The 20,766-nt window shown below is 70.7% G+C and carries 13 protein-coding genes; 5 read left to right on the top strand and 8 right to left on the bottom strand.

The features are described from left to right. Window positions 1-13 precede the first annotated feature (13 nt). Both AB0K00_RS18355 and AB0K00_RS18360 read left to right on the top strand, forming a co-directional pair. Entirely contained in the window at window positions 14-1,135 is a 1,122-nt protein-coding gene (locus AB0K00_RS18355; RefSeq protein WP_363522195.1) for an SPFH domain-containing protein, read from the top strand. 147 nt (window positions 1,136-1,282) lie between these two features. Continuing rightward, a complete protein-coding gene (locus AB0K00_RS18360) occupies window positions 1,283-3,724 on the top strand; it encodes a transglycosylase domain-containing protein (RefSeq protein WP_363522196.1) in 2,442 nt (813 codons plus the stop codon). A gap of 66 nt (window positions 3,725-3,790) precedes the next feature. Here AB0K00_RS18360 and AB0K00_RS18365 read toward each other — a convergent pair whose 3' ends face one another. Beyond that, on the bottom strand, window positions 3,791-4,486 hold the full coding sequence (locus AB0K00_RS18365) for an FKBP-type peptidyl-prolyl cis-trans isomerase (protein ID WP_363522198.1): 696 nt from the start codon (window positions 4,484-4,486) through the stop codon (window positions 3,791-3,793). A 247-nt stretch (window positions 4,487-4,733) separates the two neighbouring features. On the opposite strand from AB0K00_RS18365, the gene AB0K00_RS18370 reads away from it, so the two are divergent. Further along, window positions 4,734-5,381, top strand: a complete 648-nt coding sequence (locus tag AB0K00_RS18370; RefSeq protein WP_363522199.1) for a hypothetical protein — start codon at window positions 4,734-4,736, stop codon at window positions 5,379-5,381. Window positions 5,382-5,570: 189 nt separating this feature from the next. On the opposite strand, the gene AB0K00_RS18375 is transcribed toward AB0K00_RS18370, so the two are convergent. Together AB0K00_RS18375 and AB0K00_RS18380 are read right to left on the bottom strand one after the other, a co-directional pair. Then, window positions 5,571-7,205 (bottom strand): M28 family peptidase, encoded by a 1,635-nt coding sequence (locus tag AB0K00_RS18375; protein ID WP_363522200.1) that lies wholly within the window; start codon window positions 7,203-7,205, stop codon window positions 5,571-5,573. A 69-nt stretch (window positions 7,206-7,274) separates the two neighbouring features. Then, window positions 7,275-8,480, bottom strand: a complete 1,206-nt coding sequence (locus AB0K00_RS18380; RefSeq protein ID WP_363522201.1) for an MFS transporter — start codon at window positions 8,478-8,480, stop codon at window positions 7,275-7,277. 174 nt (window positions 8,481-8,654) lie between these two features. On the opposite strand from AB0K00_RS18380, the gene AB0K00_RS18385 reads away from it, so the two are divergent. Continuing rightward, window positions 8,655-10,220: a polysaccharide deacetylase family protein gene (locus tag AB0K00_RS18385; protein WP_363522203.1), complete on the top strand. Its 1,566-nt coding sequence runs from the start codon at window positions 8,655-8,657 to the stop codon at window positions 10,218-10,220. Between the two features lie 155 nt (window positions 10,221-10,375). Here the strand turns inward: AB0K00_RS18385 and AB0K00_RS18390 are convergent, their stop codons facing one another. Continuing rightward, complete coding sequence (locus AB0K00_RS18390) at window positions 10,376-11,548, bottom strand: ROK family transcriptional regulator (RefSeq protein WP_363522204.1); 1,173 nt, start codon at window positions 11,546-11,548, stop codon at window positions 10,376-10,378. A 46-nt stretch (window positions 11,549-11,594) separates the two neighbouring features. On the opposite strand from AB0K00_RS18390, the gene AB0K00_RS18395 reads away from it, so the two are divergent. Further along, the gene (locus tag AB0K00_RS18395; RefSeq protein WP_363522205.1) at window positions 11,595-12,854 is read left to right on the top strand and encodes a Gfo/Idh/MocA family oxidoreductase; all 1,260 of its coding nucleotides are present in this window, start codon (window positions 11,595-11,597) and stop codon (window positions 12,852-12,854) included. Window position 12,855: 1 nt separating this feature from the next. Here the strand turns inward: AB0K00_RS18395 and AB0K00_RS18400 are convergent, their stop codons facing one another. The 4 genes from AB0K00_RS18400 to AB0K00_RS18415 all read right to left on the bottom strand — a co-directional run bounded on the left by AB0K00_RS18400 (window position 12,856) and on the right by AB0K00_RS18415 (window position 20,693). Further along, window positions 12,856-13,875: a pentapeptide repeat-containing protein gene (locus AB0K00_RS18400; protein ID WP_363522207.1), complete on the bottom strand. Its 1,020-nt coding sequence runs from the start codon at window positions 13,873-13,875 to the stop codon at window positions 12,856-12,858. A gap of 496 nt (window positions 13,876-14,371) precedes the next feature. Beyond that, on the bottom strand, window positions 14,372-15,706 hold the full coding sequence (locus tag AB0K00_RS18405) for an MFS transporter (RefSeq protein WP_363522208.1): 1,335 nt from the start codon (window positions 15,704-15,706) through the stop codon (window positions 14,372-14,374). A 78-nt stretch (window positions 15,707-15,784) separates the two neighbouring features. Next, window positions 15,785-18,301 carry a DUF4832 domain-containing protein gene (locus AB0K00_RS18410; protein WP_363522209.1) on the bottom strand — a complete coding sequence of 839 codons (2,517 nt, stop codon included), beginning with the start codon at window positions 18,299-18,301 and terminating at the stop codon, window positions 15,785-15,787. 55 nt (window positions 18,302-18,356) lie between these two features. Then, window positions 18,357-20,693 (bottom strand): carbohydrate-binding protein, encoded by a 2,337-nt coding sequence (locus AB0K00_RS18415; RefSeq protein WP_363522211.1) that lies wholly within the window; start codon window positions 20,691-20,693, stop codon window positions 18,357-18,359. Window positions 20,694-20,766: the final 73 nt, after the last annotated feature.

The raw sequence follows: 20,766 nt of genomic DNA on the forward strand, positions 1-20,766 counted from the left end.
GTTCGGTTATCGTGTGCCAGCCCCCAACGAGGCCCTGCTGATCAGCGGCAGGCGGCAACGAGGGGTCGATGCGCTGCCGTTCAAGATTGTCACCGGGCACGGCGCGTTCGTCGTCCCGGTCTTCTCCAGGGCGTCCCGCCTGACCCTGGCGATGCAGGAGGCGGAGGTCGAGGAGGACTGTTACACGCAGCAGGGGCTGACCCTGTTCGTGCGGGCCGTCATCGCCTTCAAGGTCGGCGACGACCACGAGTCGATCGCCGCCGCGGCCCGCCGGTTCCAGGGTGACCAGTCGCAGATGTCGGTCCTGGTCGGCCGGATCTTCAGCGGGCACCTGCGCAGCATCATCGGCAGCATGACGGTCGAGGCGATCATCCGGGAGCAGCAGACCCTGGCCGACGCGATCGTGGACGCCAGCAAGACCGAGATGGCCCGCATCGGCCTGGACATCGACTCGCTGCAGATCAGCAGCATCGACGACAAGGGCGTCGGGTACATCAAGGCCCTGGCCGCGCCGCACCAGGCCCGGGTGAACCAGGAGGCCAACGTGGCCCAGGCGATCGCCGACCAGGCCAGCGCCATGGCGCAGCAGGAGAGCCGGCGCAACCAGGCCGAGTACGCGCGACAGACCGCCATCGCCCAGGCGCGCTACCAGGCCGAGATCGACCAGGCCCAGCAGACCGCCGCGCAGGCCGGCCCGCTCGCCGCCGCGCAGGCCCAGCAGCACGTCCTGGTCGAACAGGCCCTCGTCGCGCAGAAGCACGCCGAGCTGCGCCAGGCCCAGCTCATCGCCGAGGTCGTCCGCCCCGCGCAGGCGGAGGCGGAGCGGATCGTCACGCTCGCGCGCGCCGAGGCCGACGCCACGAAACTGTCCGCCGAGGCGGCGGCCGCGCAGGACCGCATCGCCCTCGATCAGATGATGATCGAGCAGCTGCCGGAGCTGCTCCGCGCCGCCGCGGAGGGGCTGCAGGGTGCCAACCTGACCGTGCTGGACGGTGCCGAAGGCCTCAACAGCGTGGTGGCCTCCCTCGCCGCGCAGGGCACCGCACTGCTGGAGGCCGTGCGGAAGGGCATGTCCGCCGGCCCGGCCGGCGAACCGTCGACGTCGACGGCCGTCGTGCGGCGCGACGTGGGGTGACCCACGGTGACGCTGCCTGACGGCGTCGAGCACCGGCGGCCAGGTCGCCGGTGCTGCCGTCGGTGACCGGGGTCACGGTGAGTCGCCCGGCTTTGTAGTATCTGTGGCGATCGATCACATGACGACGCGACGACGGGAATGGCAGACATGGACGACGGCGACGACCTGAGCAGCCCACCGCCGTCACGGGAGGTCACCGGCGGCGCCTCGGAGGACGCCGCCGGCGCCGCGGCCGCCGAGGACAGCGCCGCGCATGCCGAGGCCGGTGCCGCGGACGCCAAGTCCAGCGCCGCGGACGCCAAGTCCAGCGCCGCGGTTGCCGACGCCGATGCCGCGAGTGCCAAGGCCAGTGCCGCGGGCGCCAACGCCGCCGCCGCGGGTGCCGCCGCCGCAGCCGCGGCGGCCGTCACCGGTGCGCGGCAGCGACGCCGCCGGAAGATCCTGGTCAGGTCGCTCGTCGCGATCGCCGTCATCGCCGGGCTCTGCGCGGTCGGGGGCACGTACTACTACGACAACGTCGCCCTCCCCGAGGACGTCAGCATGGACCAGGCGACGACGATCTACTACGCCGACGGCACCACGCCGATGGCGCGCATCGGTGACAAGAACCGCACCGTGCTCGCGATCGACCAGATCCCGGTCGACGTCCAGCACGCGGTGGTCGCGGCGCAGGACGACACGTTCTACACCAACAGCGGCGTGGACTACGGCGACGCGGTCGGCGCGGCGTGGAACCACGTCGCCGGCGACGGACGCAAGGGCACGGCGACGATCAGCCAGCAGTACGCGCGGCAGTGGGCCGACCTGGAGGGCGCGTCGTACTCGCGGAAACTGCGGGAGTCGGTGATCGCGACGAAGCTCAACGAGATGTACACCAAGGACAAGATCCTCGAGATGTACCTCAACATCATCTACTTCGGGCGCGGTGCCTACGGGATCCAGGCGGCCGCGCAGGCGTACTTCGGCAAGCCGGCGAAGGACCTGACGCTCGCCGAGGGCATGGTCCTGGCCGGGCTGATCGACAGCCCGGAGGGTAACGACGGCAAGGGCAGCCCGTTCGACCCGACGGTCGACGCGCAGCAGGCCCACGCACGCTTCGACGACATCAAGCGTCAGCTGATCGAGCTGCACTTCGTGGCGCCGGGCGAGGCCGAGCAGAAGACGGCCTACCCGGCCAAGGTGCTCACGGCCGCGGAGGCCCGGGCGAACGCGATCACCGTGTGGGCCGGCATGGACAAGCCGGAAGGGCTGATCGTCCACCACGTGCTCGCCGAGGTCGCGGCGCTCACCGACCCGCGGACCGGGACGCTGCTGTACGAGAACACGGCCCCCGACGGCGTGAAGCACTTCAGCAGGATCCGCAACGACGGGTTGAAGATCGTCACCACGATCGACCGGACCGTGCAGCAGATCGCGGTCCGCGAGGCGAGCCGCAACGCCGAGTCGAACCTGGACCAGCAGCCGGCCAACCTGCAGGCCGCCCTCGTGGCGGTCGAGCCGGGCACCGGCGCGGTCAAGGCCTACTACGGCGGCGACTCCGGCAACGGCGGCGACTACGCCGGCTACTACAACGACCCGGTGCTGAGCAACGGCGAGGACAGCTGCTGCGGCGGCCACCCGCCGGGCGCGACGGCCCAGGTGTACACGCTCGCCGCCGGCCTGATGAGCGGGTACTCGACCGACTCGTACTGGAACGGCGAATCACCGCAGGACTTCCCGAGCAGCGGTCGCACCATCAGGAACAACAACCCCGTCCGCAACGCCGGTGAGAACGCCGCGACCTCGCCGGCCTGCGCGTCGGGTTCGGCGAAATGGTGCACCCTGGACGAGTCGACCGTCATGTCGCTCAACACCCCGTTCTTCGGCCTCGCCCAGAAGGTCGGCCCGGACAAGGTCATCGACACGGCGCGGGCCGCGGGAATCACCGAGATGTGGACGAGCGTCAACGGGGCCATGCGGAAGATCGACCTCGCGGGCAACAACGGCAAGGCCGTCTACCCGAAGTACTTCAACACCGAGGTCGCCATCGGCCAGTATCCGGTGACCGTGCTCGCCCAGGCCGCCGGCATCGCCACGTTCGCCGCGCGCGGGCTCGCGGCCCGGCCGCACTTCCTCAAGGAGGTCTGGACGAACGGCAAGAAGACCTACGGCGAGGTGGTCCAGCCGAAGCGGATCCCCGGTTTCACCGAGCCGATGGCCGACGACCTCAACGCCGTCCTGCGGGGCGTGCCGCAGCACTACGGCCTGAAGATGCACGACGGCCGGCAGGTCGCCGGCGTGGCCGGAGCGTGGCACCTGGGGTCGACCGACGACATCGCCCACGCGTGGATGGTCGGGTACAGCGCCTACGACCCCGCCAACGGGTCGAACGGCCTCGCGGTGGCGGTGTGGGTCGGCAACAAGAGCCAGGAACAGAAGATCGTGGACAAGAACGGCAGGACCGTCATCGGTGGCACCCTGCCCGGCACGATCTGGCGCGACTTCCTCGACGGCGCGCTCACCGCGCTGAACACGCCGATGGCAACGTTCCCGGCGAAGCAGGGTACCGGCGACAACAAGGTCGGCACCGGCGTCTCACCGGGGCCATGAAGCCGTACGCCTGCCGCCCGGGACTCGGGCGGCAGGCGTCCTGGGGCGGGAGTGCGCCCCGGTCGTTTACGTGGCGGCGAGGACGTCGACGACGAACCGGAGCGCGCCGGCCGGCCGGCCACCGTCGGGGTTGTCGCCATATGCCATCGCGGCCGGGATGTCGAGCTGGACCCGGCTGCCGACCTTGACCCCGACGAGGCCCTCGTCCCAGCCCGGGATGACGCTGCCCATGCCGACCTGGAACTCCAGCGGCTGCGAGCTCTTCCAGGACGAGTCGAACTCCTTGCCGTCGGCGTAGGTGACGCCGACGTAGTTCACGCTGAGGTTCTGCCCCTTCTGCGTGGCCGCGCCCTTGCCCTCGATCAGCGTGGTCACCACGAGCTTCGACACGGTGCCGGTGCCGGCGGTGGTGACCGGCTTGGTGCCCAGCGCCGGGTCGGCACCCGCGGGCAGCGGCGGGAACGCGGCGTTCTGTGAGGCGGCGTCCGAGGCGGCGTCCGAGGCGGCACTGCTGGTGCTGGCGGCCGGCGTCGACGGGTCCCCGGACCGGATCCACAGCGTGACACCGACGATCAGCGCCAGCACGACCACGGCGGCGCCGACGATGCTCAGCGCCCGCCGGCGTTTCTGCGCCGCTACGGCCCGGGCCTTGGCGGCCTTCGCCGCCGCGCGCTTCGCGGCCTTGGACTTGTCCACCTGGATGCTGGAGCTGGGGCGCTTCGACGCTGCCCCACGCTGCGGGTTCGCCACGCGATCGGTCACCGCAACACCATACGCAATCAACCTGTGACCGTCACCGCGGGAGCCGCCGGCCCGAGCGAGCCGCTCCTTTCTCGTTAGGATAAGAATGATTGTTTACCGCCGAGAATGGCGTACCCCCACAATTCGTTGAATGGTGAAGCAACCACTATTCGCGTCGATCGATGACGGATTGGCGCTCGCCGAATGGCTCGGTGGCCCCGACGCTGAATGGGTCTCGATGACCACGACACAAGGGGGAGCACGAGTCATGGCCCAGCAAAATCCAGCGAACCGGCTCAGCCGCCGCGGTGTCCTCACCGGAGCGGGTGCCGGTGGCGTGGCCGCAGTCGCCGCCGCCGTCACCACCACCGCCCCGGCCGCCGCCGCACCCGGCGACCCGGTCGTCCAGGGCGCCGACAACAACGCCGGCGCCGCGTCCACCGTCCTGCGCTCGAGCGCCGACGCCGCGACGCTCGACGTCCGCAACACCGCCACCGTCGCGGTCGAGGCCACCGGCTTCGACGCGGGTGTCGTCGGCTACTCCTCGAACGGCAACGGCCTCATCGGCCGCAGCGACCTCGGCTACGGCGTCATCGGCCTCGCCGGCGACCTCGGCGGCGTCGGCGTCGTCGCCTTCGCGCCCGACGAGTTCAGCAAGACGGCCCTCGTCGTGCACGGCCAGACCCGCTTCAGCCGCAGCGGCACGGCGACGGTGCCGGCCGGCGCCAACAGCGTGACCATCGCCGGGCTGCAGGTCTACGCCTCGACCCGGGCCCTCGCACTCGCCCAGCGCAGCACCGCCGTGTGGGTGAAGGCGGCGGTGCCGAACCCGGCCACCGGCCAACTGCGCCTGCACCTCAACGCCGCCGCGCCGGCCGGTGGGCTCCCGGTCGCCTGGTGGCTGCTGGAGGCCTGATCCGGCGGCAGCCCTCAGCCCGCGCGGGCGCCGGCCGCGCGGGCGCCGGCCTTGATGGCCTGCGGCGATGTCGCGTCGACGGAACTGCGTGGGACGAGATCCAGGTGGCGGAGACGCCGGCGTGACGGGCGTTCGAGCCTCAAGCACGTGAGGGCCGGGCACCGGACCGTGCCGGTGCCCGGCCTGTCATCACTGCAGGTACCGGCCGTCCGCCGGGCTCGTCGCGGCGCCCGCAGACCTGGCCGCTGCGGCCGTCGCGGCGGTGCGCGGCGGGATGCTGGACGTGTCGAAGGCGTACGTGACCACGGCGGTCGCGATCGCGTCCGCGTTCGTGTCCAGGGCGAACGTGTTGATGTTGCCGACCAGCAGGTACTGGCTGCGCAGCTGGCCGTAGAGGGCCGCGTCGCCGCCCTTCGGCACGACGCGGAACAGGTCGTCGCACGCGGCGTGGTAGCACGGGTCGTACGCGACGTCCGCGACGCCGCCGTACTTCGCCACGTCGGCCGCCGTCTTGATGCCCTCCGCGCCGGTGAACAGGCCGCCGGCCGGGATGTCGACGCCGGCCGCGATGAACGGGCCGTAGTCGGAGCGCCCACTGAAATCGGCGGCGTTCGTCGACTGGCCCCGCGAGGCGAAGAAGGCCTCGAAGAGCTTCTCGATCTGCGCTGAGCCGGCCGGCCCAGGACCAGAGCCCTGCGCCGCGGAGTCGTCGCCGTCGTACACGCCGAACATGTAGTTGGGCGAGGCGACCATGTCGAAGTTCAGGTACAGCTTGATCTGCGCCTGCTGCTGCGGGGTCAGCCCACCGACGTAGAAGGTCGAGCCGACGAGGTTCGCCTCCTCGGCGCCCCACCAGGCGAAGCGGAGCTTGTTCACCGGCTTGGTGCGGGCCAGCTGCAGGGCCGTCTCCAGCAGGGCGGCGCTGCCGCTGCCGTTGTCGTTGATGCCGTTGCCCTCAGGCACGGAGTCCAGATGCGCGCCGGACATGACGACGGTGTCGGCCTTGCCGGTCCTGCTCTCCGCGATGACGTTCTCCGTGTCGCGGACCTCGGCGATGGTCGAGGCCGTCAGGTGGACGGTGAGGCCGGGCGTGGCGGAGAACGCCTCGCCGGTCGCGTAGGACACCCCGACCGCGGGGATGCCGACGGGGGCGCCGAGCGTGCCGAGCAGCAGCGAATACCGGTCGGGTGCGGTGGCCGGATCGCCGTTGCCCTGGTTCATGACGATCGCGCCGACCGCACCCGCTGCCTCGGCGTTGGCCACCTTGGTACCGAACGGGCAGCCACCGCGTTGCATGAGCGCGACGCGGCCGGTGACGGGGGTGGCGGTGAAGTCGGCCGCCTCGCAGCCGGAGGTGACCGCGACCCGGGGTGCGACCAGGTTGAGGTCGACGGGCACGACCGCCGCGGTCACGTCCCCGGAACCCGAGCAGGTCATGAGGTCGTAGTCGGTGCCTTCGACATACGTTGCCGGTACCGGCGCCGTCTGCGCGAACGACGAGCTGGTCTCGTCGCAGAAGTTGAACTGGAACGGCTGCCGGGTCACCTGGTAGCCGGCGTGCTGCAGGAGGGCCGCGACGTAGTCGGCGCTGCGCCGGTGCCCGGGGGTGCCGGACGCGCGGTTGCCGCCGTTGAGGTCGCCGATGAGCTGGAGCGCGAGCAAGTGCCGCAGGACGCCGGGCAGCGTCACGGCCTTGGTCAGTTGCTTCGGGGTGGTGATGGTTGAGCTGCCGTGCGCCTGGGCCGGGCCGGTCAGGCCGATCGACCCCACCAGGACCGCGGCGGTGGCCGCGCTGAGGAGTCTGCGAACCGAGCGAGACACCACGATGTGTTCTCCCCTCCGTTGTCGAGGTTCAGGTGAGCAATGTAGGCAGACCTGAAAGATCGACGGTAGTCACTGATCGTCTGTTTGTGGGAGGGTGGGCAGCAGCGTCACCGCCAGCACGGCGCTCGCCGCCGCGACCCCGCAGGCGAGGAAGGCGAGGGTGGCCAGCCCGGCCGCCTGGGCGACGGCCGGCCCGGCGACGGCGCCGATGAGGGTGGCCAGCGCCTCGCCGCTGAAGAAGACGGCGCTGACCCGGCCGAGGACGTTGTTGGGCAGGGTGCGTTGCACCGTGGTCTGCGGCACGGCCCAGGTCATCGAGCCGGAGATGCCGACGGCCACGGCGGCCGGGAGCGCGACGGTCAGGTTGTGCGCGGTGAACAGCAGCAGGAAGCCGGCCGCGGTGGCCAGGAGGCTCCCGGCGTACAGCGGCCGCGGTTGGATCTTGTCGACGAGCGCCCGGATGAGCGGGGCGCCGAGCAGGAACCCGACGCCGAGCGCGGACACGACCAGCCCGGCCTGGCGGGGGCCGCCGAGCTCGGTGACGCCGAGCGGGACGAGCAGCGCGCCGAGCGAGCCGTTGGCGAGGGTGAACACGGTGCTGGTGATCAGCAGCCACAGCGTCATCCGGTGCGCGGCGATGGTCCGCACGCCGTGGCGCAGGTCGGCGAGCAGCTGCGCGCCGGTGGCGGGGCTCGTCGCGGGCGCCGGGCGGCGGGTGGTGCGGTAGATGGCGACCGCCGACACGAGATAGCTTGCGATGTCGACCCAGATCAGGACCGGGAACCCGAAGGTGAGCAGCAGGACGGCGCCGAGCGGGGCGCCGATCAGCCGCACCGTGCCGTCGGTGAGCGAGGTGAGCGCGTTGGCGCTGCTGAGCAGGGGGCCGGTGCCCACGACGGCCGGGGTGTAGGCCTGCGCCGCCGGGCGGAACAGGATCGACCCGGCGCTCTCGGCCGCGAGGGCCGCGTAGATGACCCACACGGTGCCGGGGGAGTCGACGGCCAGCATCGCGGCGACCACCACGGCCCGGAACAGGTCGGTGCCGAGCATGACCCGCCGCCGGTCCCAGCGGTCGCTGAGCACCCCGGCGAGCGGGCCGAGCAGCAGCAGCGGCAGGTATTCCGCGGCGAGGGTCAGACCGGTGGCCATGAGCGAGCCGGTGAGCTCCAGCACGTACGCCGGGACTGCGACGGTGAGCAGCCACGTGCCGAGCTGGCTGACGAACCTCCCCGACCACAGCAGCCTGAAGTCGCGCACCCGCAACGCGTCGAGCATGCCCGCCCCTTCGCCGGGCATCGATGAGCGTGCCTGCCGGCAGGATCAGTGTGCCTGCTGGCGGCCGGGCGCGCGGACCCGGCGACGGGATCGCGGCCGGCCCGGGTCCCGGCCGGCGGTGCGAGGTTGGCGAATCGGCGCCGGGCCGGCCGGTCTGCCGTTACCGTCGAAACGATGGGCGAGCGAGTGGCGGTGGGCCGGCGGCTGTGTGCCGCGCTCGTCGCCGTGGTGGTGCTCGCCGCCTGCAGCGCCGGGCCCAGGACCGGTCCCGGGCCGGGAGCGTCGTCGGCGCCCCCGCCGTCGGGGGTGCTCGTCCTGTACGACACCACCGGGCAGTTCGGCGACCTGGGTGAGTTGTATGCCGTCCAGGCCGGCAACCTCGCCTCCCATTTCGGCAAGTGGGAGGCGTTGCCCGTGACCCGGTACGCGGCCGGCAGCGCGGCGCGGCACCGGCTGACCATCTACGTCGGGTCGACCTACGACGAGCCGCTGCCCGACGCGTTCCTGGCCGACGTCGCCGGCGGCGCGCCGGTGCTGTGGATGGGCGCGAACATCTGGCAGCTGATCGGGAAGTACGGCGGGACGGGCCTGCAGTCCGCGACGATCGACGAGGCCGTGGTGACCACGGTCCGCTATCACGGCACCGAGCTCACCCGCAATGCCGCGGCCGGCGCCATGGTCCGGGTCGGCGTCGCCGCGGGCGCCAAGGCGACGACGCTCGCCGATGCGGTCCTGCCGGACGGCGCGGCCGTGCCGTACGCGGTGCGGGTCGGCGCCCTCACGTACCTCGCCGAGGTGCCGCTGACGTACGTGACATTCGACGACCGGTACCTGATCCTGGCCGACCTGATGTTCGACCTGCTCGACCCGGCGGCGCCGCAACGGCACCGGGCGCTGGTGCGGATCGAGGACGTCGGCCCGCACTCCGACCCCGCGCAGTTGCGGAGCATCGCCGACTACCTGGCCGCGCGAGGCGTGCCGTTCGCGGTGGCGGTGTTTCCCGTGTACGACGATGCCGCCGGCGTGTACTCCGGCGGGGTGCCGGTGCACAACACGCTGAGCGGCGCGCCGGCGGTCGTGGAGGCCCTGCGCTACATGGTCGAGCACGGCGGCACGCTCATCATGCACGGGTACACGCACGGGCTCGCCGGCGCGAAGAACCCGTACGGCGTCAGCGCCGAGGACTACGAGTTCTACCGCGCCCACGTCGACGCCGAGGGTGTGGTGGTGCTGGACGGCCCGGTCCCGGACGACTCGGCGGCGTGGGCGCTCGGCCGCCTCACCGAGGCCCGCAAGGAGTGGACGGCGGCCGGGCTGACCCCGCCGGACATCTGGGAGTTCCCGCATTACACGGCCAGCGCCGCGGACTACCGCGCGATCGCGTCGGCACCCGGGATCCGCGCCCGCTACGAGCAGGTCCTGTACTTCTCCGGCATCCTGTCCGGCGACCAGGCCGGCACCCGGTCGGTGAGCCAGTTCTTCCCGTACGTGGTCGACGACGCCTACGGCACGCCCGTCATCCCGGAGACCCTCGGCAACGTCGCGACGCAACGGTTCAACCAGCACGGGGTGCGGCTCACCCCGGACCTGCTCGCCTCGGCCCGCCGCCAGCTCGTCGTGCGCGACAACGTGGCGAGCTTCTTCTACCACCCGTTCCTGGGCCTGCAGTACCTTCCGCAACTGGTCGAAGGCATCCAGCAGCTGGGCTACACCTTCGTCCCGGCCAATTCCCTGCTCTGAAAGGGCGCCCGAAGTCCCCGGGAAATGCGGTGCCGAACAGCACCCGAATATGACGGGACCGCCCTTGACCGGATCATCGCGGACGCCGAGGAGCTGGCCTGGGAACGGGGGCTGAACCCGACTCCCGTCCCGCCGGGCTGAGGCAGGCGGCGGTCTCAGTCGCGGCGGGGGGCGGCCGGGGGAGCGCTGAGGCCGACGGTGAACAGGCGGCGGTCCACCTCGTTGAGGGCCAGCCGCAGCGCGCCGAGCGCGACACTGTCCGCGCCGAGCGTCGAGGCGCGCACGTCCGGCACCCGCAGGCACAGCTTCTGCAGTTCGCGGCGCAGCGGGTCGAGGACGAGGTCGGCGGAGCGGGAGAAGCCGCCGCCGAAGACGACGATCTGCGGGTCGAGGGCCAGCACGAGGGCCGCGGTGCCGACGGCGATGTCCTTGACGTAGCGGTTGACAGCGGCGAGGGCGTCGCGGTTGCGGTCGCGGGCGGCGTTGAAGACCCAGGCGGCGGCGTCGTCGGGGCTGACCGTGGGCGGCACGCCCGGGCACCGTTGCAGGTGTGCCGGCGCGGCGAGCCAGCGCACCGCCTTCAGCGCGCCGATCTCGCCGGCCGCGCCGCCGTAGCCGCGGCGCAGCACGCCGTCGATGATGAGGCCCGCGCCCATGCGCATGCCGGCGAGGAGGAAGACGATGTCGTTGGCGTCGCGGGCGGCGCCGCGCCAGCGCTCGGCGAGCGCGGCGAGCTTGCAGTCGTTCTCGACGATGATCGGGCAGGTGAACCGGTCGCTGAGGTGCGCGCCGAGGTCCACGGTCTGCCAGCCGGGCAGCGGCGTGAACAGGGTGGTCTTGCCGGTGGCGTCGACCGGACCGGTGACGCCGACGGTCACGGCCCAGATGTCCTGGGTGCTCTTGCCCGACTCGGCGAGGCAGGTGACGAGGACCTGGTCAAGGGCGGCGAGGCGCTCGCTCGGGTCGGCGTCCGCGGCGACGGGCCGGCGGGCGGTGTGCACGACGTTGCCGTCGAGGTCCGCCAGGAGCGCCAGTATCTTGTGGGCGCCGACGTCGACGCCGATGACGTGCCCGGCGCTGGCGCGGAACCGGTACCGCCGGGCCGGGCGGCCGACGACGCTGCTGCCGTCGGGCTCGACGACGGTGGCCCATCCGCCGGTGACGAGGCCCTGCGCGATGACGTCGACCGCTGGGCGCGACAGCCCGGTCAGTTTCGCCAGCTCGGTGACGGTCGCCGGCGGCTGGTCCCGCAGGGCACTGACGATCGTCAGCGAGTTGAGCTCGCGCAGGCGCGTCAGGTCGGTCCCCGCGATGACCTGATCTGTCACAGTGCGCCCCTTGACGTGCGAGGCCGGTAGCCCCACCAATATTGCTATGGAGTTTACAAAGTCCGGGGGGAATCGCAAGCCCGTCACGATCGCGGTGGTCGGTGCGGGCCTGCGCGGGCAGGAGTACGCCCGGCTGGCCGAGGCGACCGGGACGGGCCGGGTGGTCGCCGTCGCGGAGCCCGACACCGGGCGGCGGACGGCGTTCGCCGCGGCGCACCGGCCCGCGTCGGTGTTCACGGACTGGCAGGACCTGGCGGCCGCGGGGCGGCTGGCCGACGTGGCGGTGATCGCGACCCAGGACCGGCTGCACGTCGAGCCGGCCGTGACACTGGCCGGGCTCGGCTATCACCTGCTGCTGGAGAAGCCGATGGCGCCGACGGAGGCCGAGGCCCGCCGCATCGCCGACGCGGTCGACGAGGCGGGCGTGATCGGCGCGGTCTGCCACGTCCTGCGGTACACGACCTACACCCGGGCGTTGCGGGCGCTGCTCGCCGCGGGGCGGATCGGCTCCCTGGTCAGCGTCCAGCACCTGGAGCCGGTCGGCTGGTGGCATCAGGCACACTCGTTCGTGCGCGGCAACTGGCGCCGCGAGGCGGACTCCGGGCCGATGCTGCTGACCAAGTCGTGCCACGACCTCGACTGGCTGGCGTACGTCGTCGGCGCCACCCCACTGTCGGTGGCGTCGTTCGGCGGGCTGGCCCACTTCCGCCCCGAGCACCGCCCGGCGGGTGCGGGCGAGCGCTGCGTGGACTGCGCCGTGGAGGCGGCCTGCCCGTATTCGGCGGTCCGCCTGTACACCCGCTGCCTCGACGACGGCGAGGACTGGCCGCTGAACGCGGTCACCCGGGAAAGGACCCGCGAGGCGGTGCTGGACGCGCTGCGTGACGGGCCCTACGGCCGGTGCGTCTACGACTGCGACAACGACGTGGTCGACCACCAGGTGCTGGCGTTGCAGTACGACACCGGCGTGACGGCCACGTTCACGATGACCGCGTTCACACCGATGCAGCGCCGCCAGACGCGCCTGTTCGGCACCCACGGCAGCATCGACGGCGACGGCCGGCTGCTGCGGGTGACCGACTTCCGCACCGGCGCCACGGAGAGCATCGACACGCACGGCTCGGGCGGGCACGCCGGCGCAGGCCACGACGGTGGCGATACGGGCCTCGTCGAGGCGTTCCTCGCCGCTGTCGCCGCGGGGGATCCGGGTCTGTTGAGCTCCGACATGGCGACGAGCCTGGCGTCGCACCGCGTGGTGTGGGCCGCCGAACGCGCCCGGACCACCGGCACCGTGGTGACCCTGTAGCTCAGGTGCGCTCCCGCAGCTCCACGGCGGTCTGCTCGGCGCTCTCCAGCGCGAGCGGGAGGAGCCCGGACAGTTCGGCGTGACTCTCGTACTTCCGGATCTCCAGGACCCAGGGATAACTGAACATGTCATTGAACATGCTGTACGTCGAGGCGCTGGTGTCCAGCAGCGGCAGGATCGGAGTGCGGCGCATGAAGGGGACCACGGTCGCCAGCTCGTGAGGGACGGAGCTCGGATCCGACAGGTCCACGACGACGAACTTCACGAGTCGCGCGAGCACCTCGATGGTGCCGGTCACGTCTTTGCTGGCGGGCCGGGAGAAGTCGAAGACGAGCGGGATGTCGCCCTTCGAGCGGACCGCGTCGCGGATGGCGTCAAGGTATTCCGTCCGCGCGTCGGTGAACCTGCTGAGGATCAGGACGGTCTTCGCCGACACCGTGTCCAGGAAGTCTCTGAGCTTGGCGTTCTCGATGATGAGATGGATGAACTGCGCCAGCTCGAGCCGGTCGATCGTGATGTACGGCTGGTCGTCTCTCGTCACCCGGAGGTTCCGCTGGCTTGCGCCCTTCAGGTCGACGTCCCAACAGGACGTCCCGTACACGGACGCTCCGTCGAGGTTTGCATTCGAAAGGTCCACGCGGACGAGTTGGCAGTCGCTCAGGTCCGCGCCGATCAGGCTCGCGGCCGACAGGTTGCAGCCGGCAAGCCTCGCTCCTCTGAGGACGGTCGGCACGTAATAGAGTCCGCCGTCGCCCATCTCCAGTTCCGCCTTGCCGAGATCCGCTCCGGACAGATCGGCGTTTCTGAGATCCGCATGCGTCAGTCGCGCTCCTCGGAGCTTCGCCTTGCGCAGGACGGCGCTCCTGAGGTCGGCGCCTTCAAGGTTCGCCAGCCGCAGGTCAGCGTGTGCGAGGTTACGACCCGCCAGGTTCATTCCGGTCAGATCCGCATCCCAGAGATTCGGTGGGCCATGCGATTGCCGCCACTCGTTCCACGAGTCGGCATTCATGGTGCCGAGCATCTCAAGGTGGCCCTTGTTGTAGGCGGTGTGCCTGAAACTGCTGGACCGCGACCCTGGATCGTCACCGCAAACGGGACAGGTGTTCCTGGCCGCGATCGGCCTCTCGCGGTCGGAGGAGTTGTAGGTCCCGTGCTCAGGACATGATCCCCACATGTTTGCATGTGCGCAGTTGGCACACGTCGCCGGCCTTCTCAACCCCTTGTACATCGCGTACCCGCATCGGCTGCAGTGCTGGACCTCGCCGCCTGCCGCGAAATCGGAACCACAACCGGGACAGTCGAAATAGGTGAAGCCGGAGGACGGTCGGGCAATGTCCTCACGCCGTGGGTTCGAGAAGTCATTGATGCGCCCACAATTGGCGCAACACCATCGAGACGGCGTCTGCGGCGGTGGCGACATCTCCTGTGCCTACTCTCAGAACTGGTTCTGGATCATGTGTCAGGTCCCGTCACCAGCTTTCCAGGTCGCCGGGGCGGTAGGTAAGCCGTCGCGCTGGCTATCCGACAGTGTCGGAACTGGCGGCGTGAGACGGCGACGTAGGCTGTCGTTCCTGTTCAGGCTGGGCCGGGAGCGTGCGCATGGTTCGCAACGGTGAGAAGAGCAGGGGCAATACTGGCAGCAGCCCGGCTGCGGCGGCGATCCACAGTGCCGTCCTGGCGTCGAGAAGTTGGCCGAGGACACCGCCGATGAGGGCGCCGAGCGGGGCGGTGCCCCAGACGAGGAACCGCATGGTGGCGTTCATCCGGCCCAACAGGTGTTCTGGGGTGAGGCCTTGGCGGAAACTGACCTGGGTGATGTTGTTGATTGAGACACAGCAGTAGATGACGAATGACGCGGTGGCCGCTGCCCACAGCAGCCACCCGGGCTGGGCCGCTGGAATCACCAGTTGCAGTGGCACGGTCACCGCGACCGGGATCCAGATCGCCTGGCCTTGCCCGATCCGCGCGGCGACCCGTCTGGCGGTCAGCGCGCCGATCAGTGCCCCCACGGAGGCGATCGAGAAGAACACGCCGATCGTCCCGGCGGGGAGGTGCAGCACTCCGGCCAGCAGCACGATGAGCATCGCGCTGCGGATCCCGGACAGAAGGTTGTAGGACGAAATGGACAGCGCGATCGCGCGTAGCAGCTGATTGCCGAACACAAACCGCAGTCCGTCCATCATGTCCTTGCCGAGGCCGGCGCCATGCCGGAGCTCCGGCGAGTCCTCGCGCCGGCGGATGCGCCGCACGAACATCGCCGACCCGGCGAAGCTGGCCGCGTCCAACGCAACGGCCAGCGGAGCGGTCACCGCCTGGACCAGCAGGCCCGCCATGGTCGGGCCGCCGATCTGGGCGACCGCCCGGACCCCCTCGAGCTTGGCGTTGCCCTCGACCAGATGCTCCCGGCCGACCAGGTGCGGCAGGTAGCTCATGTACGCCACGTCGAAGAACACCCTGAACACCCCGACCGCCAACGCCACCAGATATAGCTGTGGCATGCTCAGCGCGTCGAACGCCCACGCCAACGGCACCGAGCTCAGCACGACCGCCCGACCGGCGTCGGCGATGATCAGCACCTTGCGGCGGCGCATCCGGTCCACCCACGCCCCTGCCGGCAGGCCGATCAGCAGGAACGCGATCATGCCGCAGGCGGTCAGCGCGCCCACCTCGAAGTTGGAGGCGTCCAGCGCAACCACGGCGACCAAAGGCAACGCCAACACACTGATCTGGCTGCCCAACTGGCTGATCGTGTCGGCGACGAACAACTGCCGGAAGTCGTGCTCGCCCAGCAATCCCGGGCTTCCACGCAGACCCATAGCTGCAACATGACCAAAGCGGTTGAAACAAGTCAATCAGTCAATGGGACTGCCGCATGTATTCCGAGCGCACCTGACCGGCGCCGCCCGTGGGGACGGCGCCGGCGAGGAGCGTCAGTTGGTGAACGCGATGCTGTCGATGGTGATGGTGCTGTTGCCGCCGTACCAGAAGCCCATGGCGAGCTGGGCGGGGCTGGTGCGGTTGACGCCGTTGGCAGCGAGAGGGATCCGGATGTCCTGGAACGTCGTGGTCAGGGCCGGGTGGCCGCCGCCGTCGAGGGTGTAGTCGCCGAAGACCTTGCTGGCGCCGCCGACGCTGAGGTTGAAGTGGGTCTGTTCGCCGCCGGCGTTGCCTTTGATGCGAACGACGAGGTAGGTGTACGCGGACACGTCGGTGCCGACGTCGCTGCCGAACCAGCCGCAGTTGTTGTACTGCAACGTGAGCGCCCCGCCGGAGACGACGCCGTTGCCGCTGCCGTTGAGGAAGCAGTTGCCGCCGGTCCAGCGGCCCAGGTCGTTCTTTGCCGCTGACGGGTAGGCGGGGGTGCCGTCGTAGTCGTCGAGGACCAGGCCGACCGGCGGCGGGGTTGCCGTCGTGGCGGTCAGCGGTGCCGAGGCGGGGGAGAGGTTGCCCGCCGCGTCGCGGGCCTTCACGGTGTACGTGTACGAGCCGCCGGCCAGCCCGGCGTCGGTGAACGAGGTACCGGCGGGCGTGGCGACCTGCGTACCGTTGCGGAACACCAGGTATCCGGTGACGCCGACGTTGTCCGTGGCGGGGCTCCACGACAGCGCGATCGACGTCGGTGTCGTGGCCGTGACCGCCAGCCCGGTGGGTGTCGACGGTGCCGCGCAGTCGGTGCAGCCGACGCCGACCGTCACGGTGTTGCTGGGCGCCGACATGTTCCCGGCCGCGTCGCGGGCCGTGACGGTGTAGGCGTGCGAACCGTTCGGCACGGCGGTGTCGGTGTACGACGTGCCGGTCACCGTGGCGACCACGGTGCCGTCGCGGCGGACCTGGTAGCCGGTGACCGCGACGTTGTCGGTCGCGCCGGTCCACGACAGTCCGACGGACGTGCCGGTCACGCCGGTCGAGGTCAGCGTCGGCGCGGTGGGCGCGACGCAGTCCGCGGTGCAGGAGCCGACCGCGATCGCGTTGGCCAGGACGTTGTAGCCCTTCGCCGCGTCCCAGGTGCCGGTGTTGGCGAGACGGACCGAGTAGGCGGGGTTGCCGCGCAGCCCGGTGGCCTGGTCCGGCAGCCACAGCGCGAGCTTGTAGGTGCCGGCCGTCATCGCGGGCAGGGTGACCGTCTGGGTGGGGACGGTGGCGGCGCCGGGCCGCCAGGTGCGCGGGTCGAGGCCGGGCAACTGCACGTTGTAGCGAGACGTGCCGTTGTCGAAGACGAGGAACACCGGTCGGGGCTTGATGATCCCGGCGTAGCCGTCGTTGGACAGGTGCGCGGCGAACGTGAACGGGGCGCCGGCCGTGGCCTGCGCCGTGTAGGTGGCGTCGGTGAGGCGCAGCCGGTAGCCGAGCTTGCGTTCGATACGCGTGAACAGCGTCTCGGCCGGGTCGCTGCCGGACGCGGCGAGGTGCGCGGCCTTCCAGATGTCGGTGTTGACCGGCGCGTAGTCCTCGTTGATCTCGGTCCAGTGCTGGTGGGACAGCTCGAACTGGGCGTTGACACCGGCCGCGTCGTTGGCGCCGCTGGCGTTGCAGGTCTCCCCGCCGATCATCGTGTTGCCGCCGGTGCTGGTGGCCATGTCGTACACCCACTGCTTCTTGACCGACACGTCGAACCAGCCGAGCCAGGAGTTCTGGTCGTAGGTGCCCATGTCGGCGGTGTCGGCGAGGAAGCAGTCGTCGTGGAAGCCGAGCCGGTCGCGGTCAGCAGGGGTCATGAGGCAGTTGTCCGGCAGCGGGCAGCCGGGCGGGGGCGTGGTGCGCTGCGCGAACTCGTAGTTGAAGATGGGGTAGCGGATGGCGATCGGCATCGTCGCCGGGGTGCTGCTGAGCAGCTTCTTGACCAGGCGGTAGCGCACCGGCGCCTGGCTCTCCTCGGAGGAGGCGGTGTAGGGGCTTTCGTGCCACTCGCCCCAGGCGCCGAAGAACCCGGCCTCCAGGTGCAGGATCACGTCGGCGTTGGCGGCGAGGACCGGGGCCAGCTGGTCGATGTGCCGCTCCATCTGCGGCTCGGTGACGGCGGAGTAGCCGTCCCAGACGTAGGCGGTGCGCAGCACGATCTTCAGGCCCTGCGCGCGGATCGCGGCCAGGCCGCTGCCGAGGTTGGTCAGCAGCGCCGGTGGCAGGTCGGTGGTCTGGTACTTGTCCAGGTGCAGGTAGCTGTGGATCAGCGTGTTGCCGTTGGCCCTGGCGCGGGCGAAGGTGCGGTCGAGCATGTCGGGGTTGAAGCCGGGGATCGTGTTGCTGGCGTAATCGTTGACGGCCGGGTCGTTGATGATCTCGTACCGGTTGTGGAAGCCGCGTTCGGGGTTGGTGAACACGCTCGCGAGGTCGCCGGTGTAGGTGGCGGTCGTGGTCGGCGGGTCGGCGTGGGCGGCGCCGGACGCGCCGGTCAGGGCGAGGGCGAGGACGGCCGTGGCGGCGGCGATCCCGCGGAGGGTGAGGCGCATCGTTCTCCTTAAGCGGCCGGCGCCGTCCACTGTGGACGGCGCCGGCGCGGGTGCGTCAGTTGGTGAAGGAGAAGTGGTCGATGGAGATGCTGCTGTTGCCGCCGTACCAGAAGCCCATGGCGAGCTGGGCGGGGCTGGTGCGGCTGATGCCGTTGGCGGCCATGGGGATCTTGATGTCCTGGTAGGCGGTGGTGATGACGGGGTGGGCGCCGCCGTCGAGGGTGTAGTCGCCGAACACCTTTGTGGTGCCGCCGAGGCTCAGGTTGAAGTGGGTCTGTTCGCCGCCGGCGTTGCCTTTGATCCGCACGACGAGGTAGGTGTACGCGGACACGTCGGTGCCGACGTCGCTGCCGAACCAGCCGCAGTTGTTGTACTGCAACGTCAGCGCCCCGCCGGAGACGACGCCGTTGCCGCCGCCGTTGAGGAAGCAGTTGCCGCCGGTCCACTTGGCCAGGTCGTTCTTCGCCGCCGACGGGTAGGCGGGGTTGCCGTCGAAGTCGTCGAGGCCGATGCCGCCGCCGCCCCCGCCGCCGCTTGCGCTGGTGGTGACGGTCAGCGGGCCGGAGGCGGCCGAGCTGTTGCCGGCGGCGTCATACGCCTGGACGGTGTACGTGTAGGCGGTCGACGCGGACAGCCCGCTGTCGGTGTAGGACGTGCCCGCCGCCGTGCCGACCTGGGTGCCGCCGCGCAGGACACGGTAGCCGGTGACGCCGACGTTGTCTGTGGACGCGTTCCAGGTCAGCGACACGCTGCTGGCCGTCTTCGCCGGCGAGGCCAGCCCGGTCGGCACGGACGGCGGTGTCGTGTCGGTGCCGCCGCCGGTACCGACGCCGATGCCGCCGAGGCCGAGCCATCCGTCCGCGTTCTGGGTGGTGTTGCCGAACCGGAGCTTCTTCGCGGCCGGGCTGAGCGCCTCGAGGGGGTTCTTCACCCGCATGACCAGCTGGTAGGAGCCGGTCGCCACGCCGGTGAGGCTGACGCCCGCCTGGAAGTACTGCGGGTAGCCGAAGTCTCGGTAGGTGGGGTCGGCGCCGACGCCCCAGTCGGGGAACGCGCGGATCTTCAGCGGTTGGACGGTGCGCAGGTCCCAGGGGGTGTCCCAGGTCTTGACGACCGTGCCGGCGGCGTTCTTCAGGCCGAGCGTGACCGTCCATGGGTAGTAGAACGGGGCGACGCCGTTGTTGACGAGGGTGACGCCGACGGTGGCGCTGCTGCCGGTGACGGTGTTGGGGAAGTACGCGTGGGTGGCGCTGAGGTCATAGCCCATGAGCCGCACGGCGGCGGCGACGTTGGCGTCCGTGGGGGAGTAGCTCTGGCTGGTCTGGTTGATCTTCCAGGTGGTGTGCTCGAGCTCGATGCAGGCCTTCATGTTGTCGACCTGGCCGGTGCCGCCGGGCCAGGCGGTGAACGCGGAGCTCTGGATCTCGGGGCGGACCTCACCGCCCATCGAGTTGGTGATCCACTTGTTCTCCACGCCCATGTTGAGCGCCCGCTGCAGCTGTGCGTAGTCGGCGCCGCCCATGGACTGCGGCAGGGTGACCCCGGCCAGCGGTGAGCCCTCCTTGTAGCAGAACGAGTCGTCGTGGTAACCGATGTCGCGGGTGTTGGCGGCGCCGCCGGCGGAGTCCGGGTAGCGGATCTCCAGCTTGGTCTTGTTGAAGGCGGTGTCGAACGCCTGGATGACCTGGGCGCCGTGCGCGTCGGTCGGCATCAGGTTCGGGTAGCCGTCGGCGGTGTCGGTGTCGAACGGCCAGGTGTGCCACTCGCCCCACAGGCCGACGAGGCCGAGGTTGATGAAGCCGATGCGCGGGTCGCCGTCGTAGCGGGCGCCGAACGCGGCGATGAAGTTCGACACCGCGCTGAGCAGGTAGGGGCTGTCGTAGTCCGGGGACACGGTGCCCCAGAAGGTGTTGTTGCGGTAGGTGACGTGCCCGTCGAAGCAGTGCGGGATGGCGTTGCCGGGGTGGCTGCCGGTGCCGCCCGGGTACTCCATGTAGAGCCGGATGGCGGCCTGGTTGCCGTACGAGGCGATCTCGTTCAGCGCGTTGTCCACAATGGACCAGTCGTAGGTGGCGCAGCTGGTGGCGCTGGTCATCACCTCGGACAGGCCGAAGTAGCTCCACGCGAGGGACCGCGGGTAGCCGAGGCTCTGGTTGTCGCCGGGGAAGTAGAACCGGGCGAAGCCCTTGAGCGGGTTGTCCAGCGGGCTCGGGGCGGCGGTGAGCGGGTGGTCGGTCAGCGACGGGCTCGGCGTGGCGGGCGGAGCCGGTCTGGCCGGCGGTCCGGCCGGGGCCGCGCCGGCGGGCGGGGCCACGGCGAGCACGGCCGTAGCGGCGGCCGTGCAGAGTGCGGCGGCGAACGCGATGCTTCGCCGCCGCAGGGCGGTACGCATGGATGGGCCTCCGGGACGTGGGGTGTGCGGTCCCCGTACCTCGATTTGATACGAGGAGGTGTTGACAAAGTTT

Origin of the sequence: Dactylosporangium sp. NPDC049525 (assembly GCF_040676755.1) — a bacterium.
In the GTDB taxonomy this organism is placed as follows: Bacteria; Actinomycetota; Actinomycetes; order Mycobacteriales; family Micromonosporaceae; genus Dactylosporangium.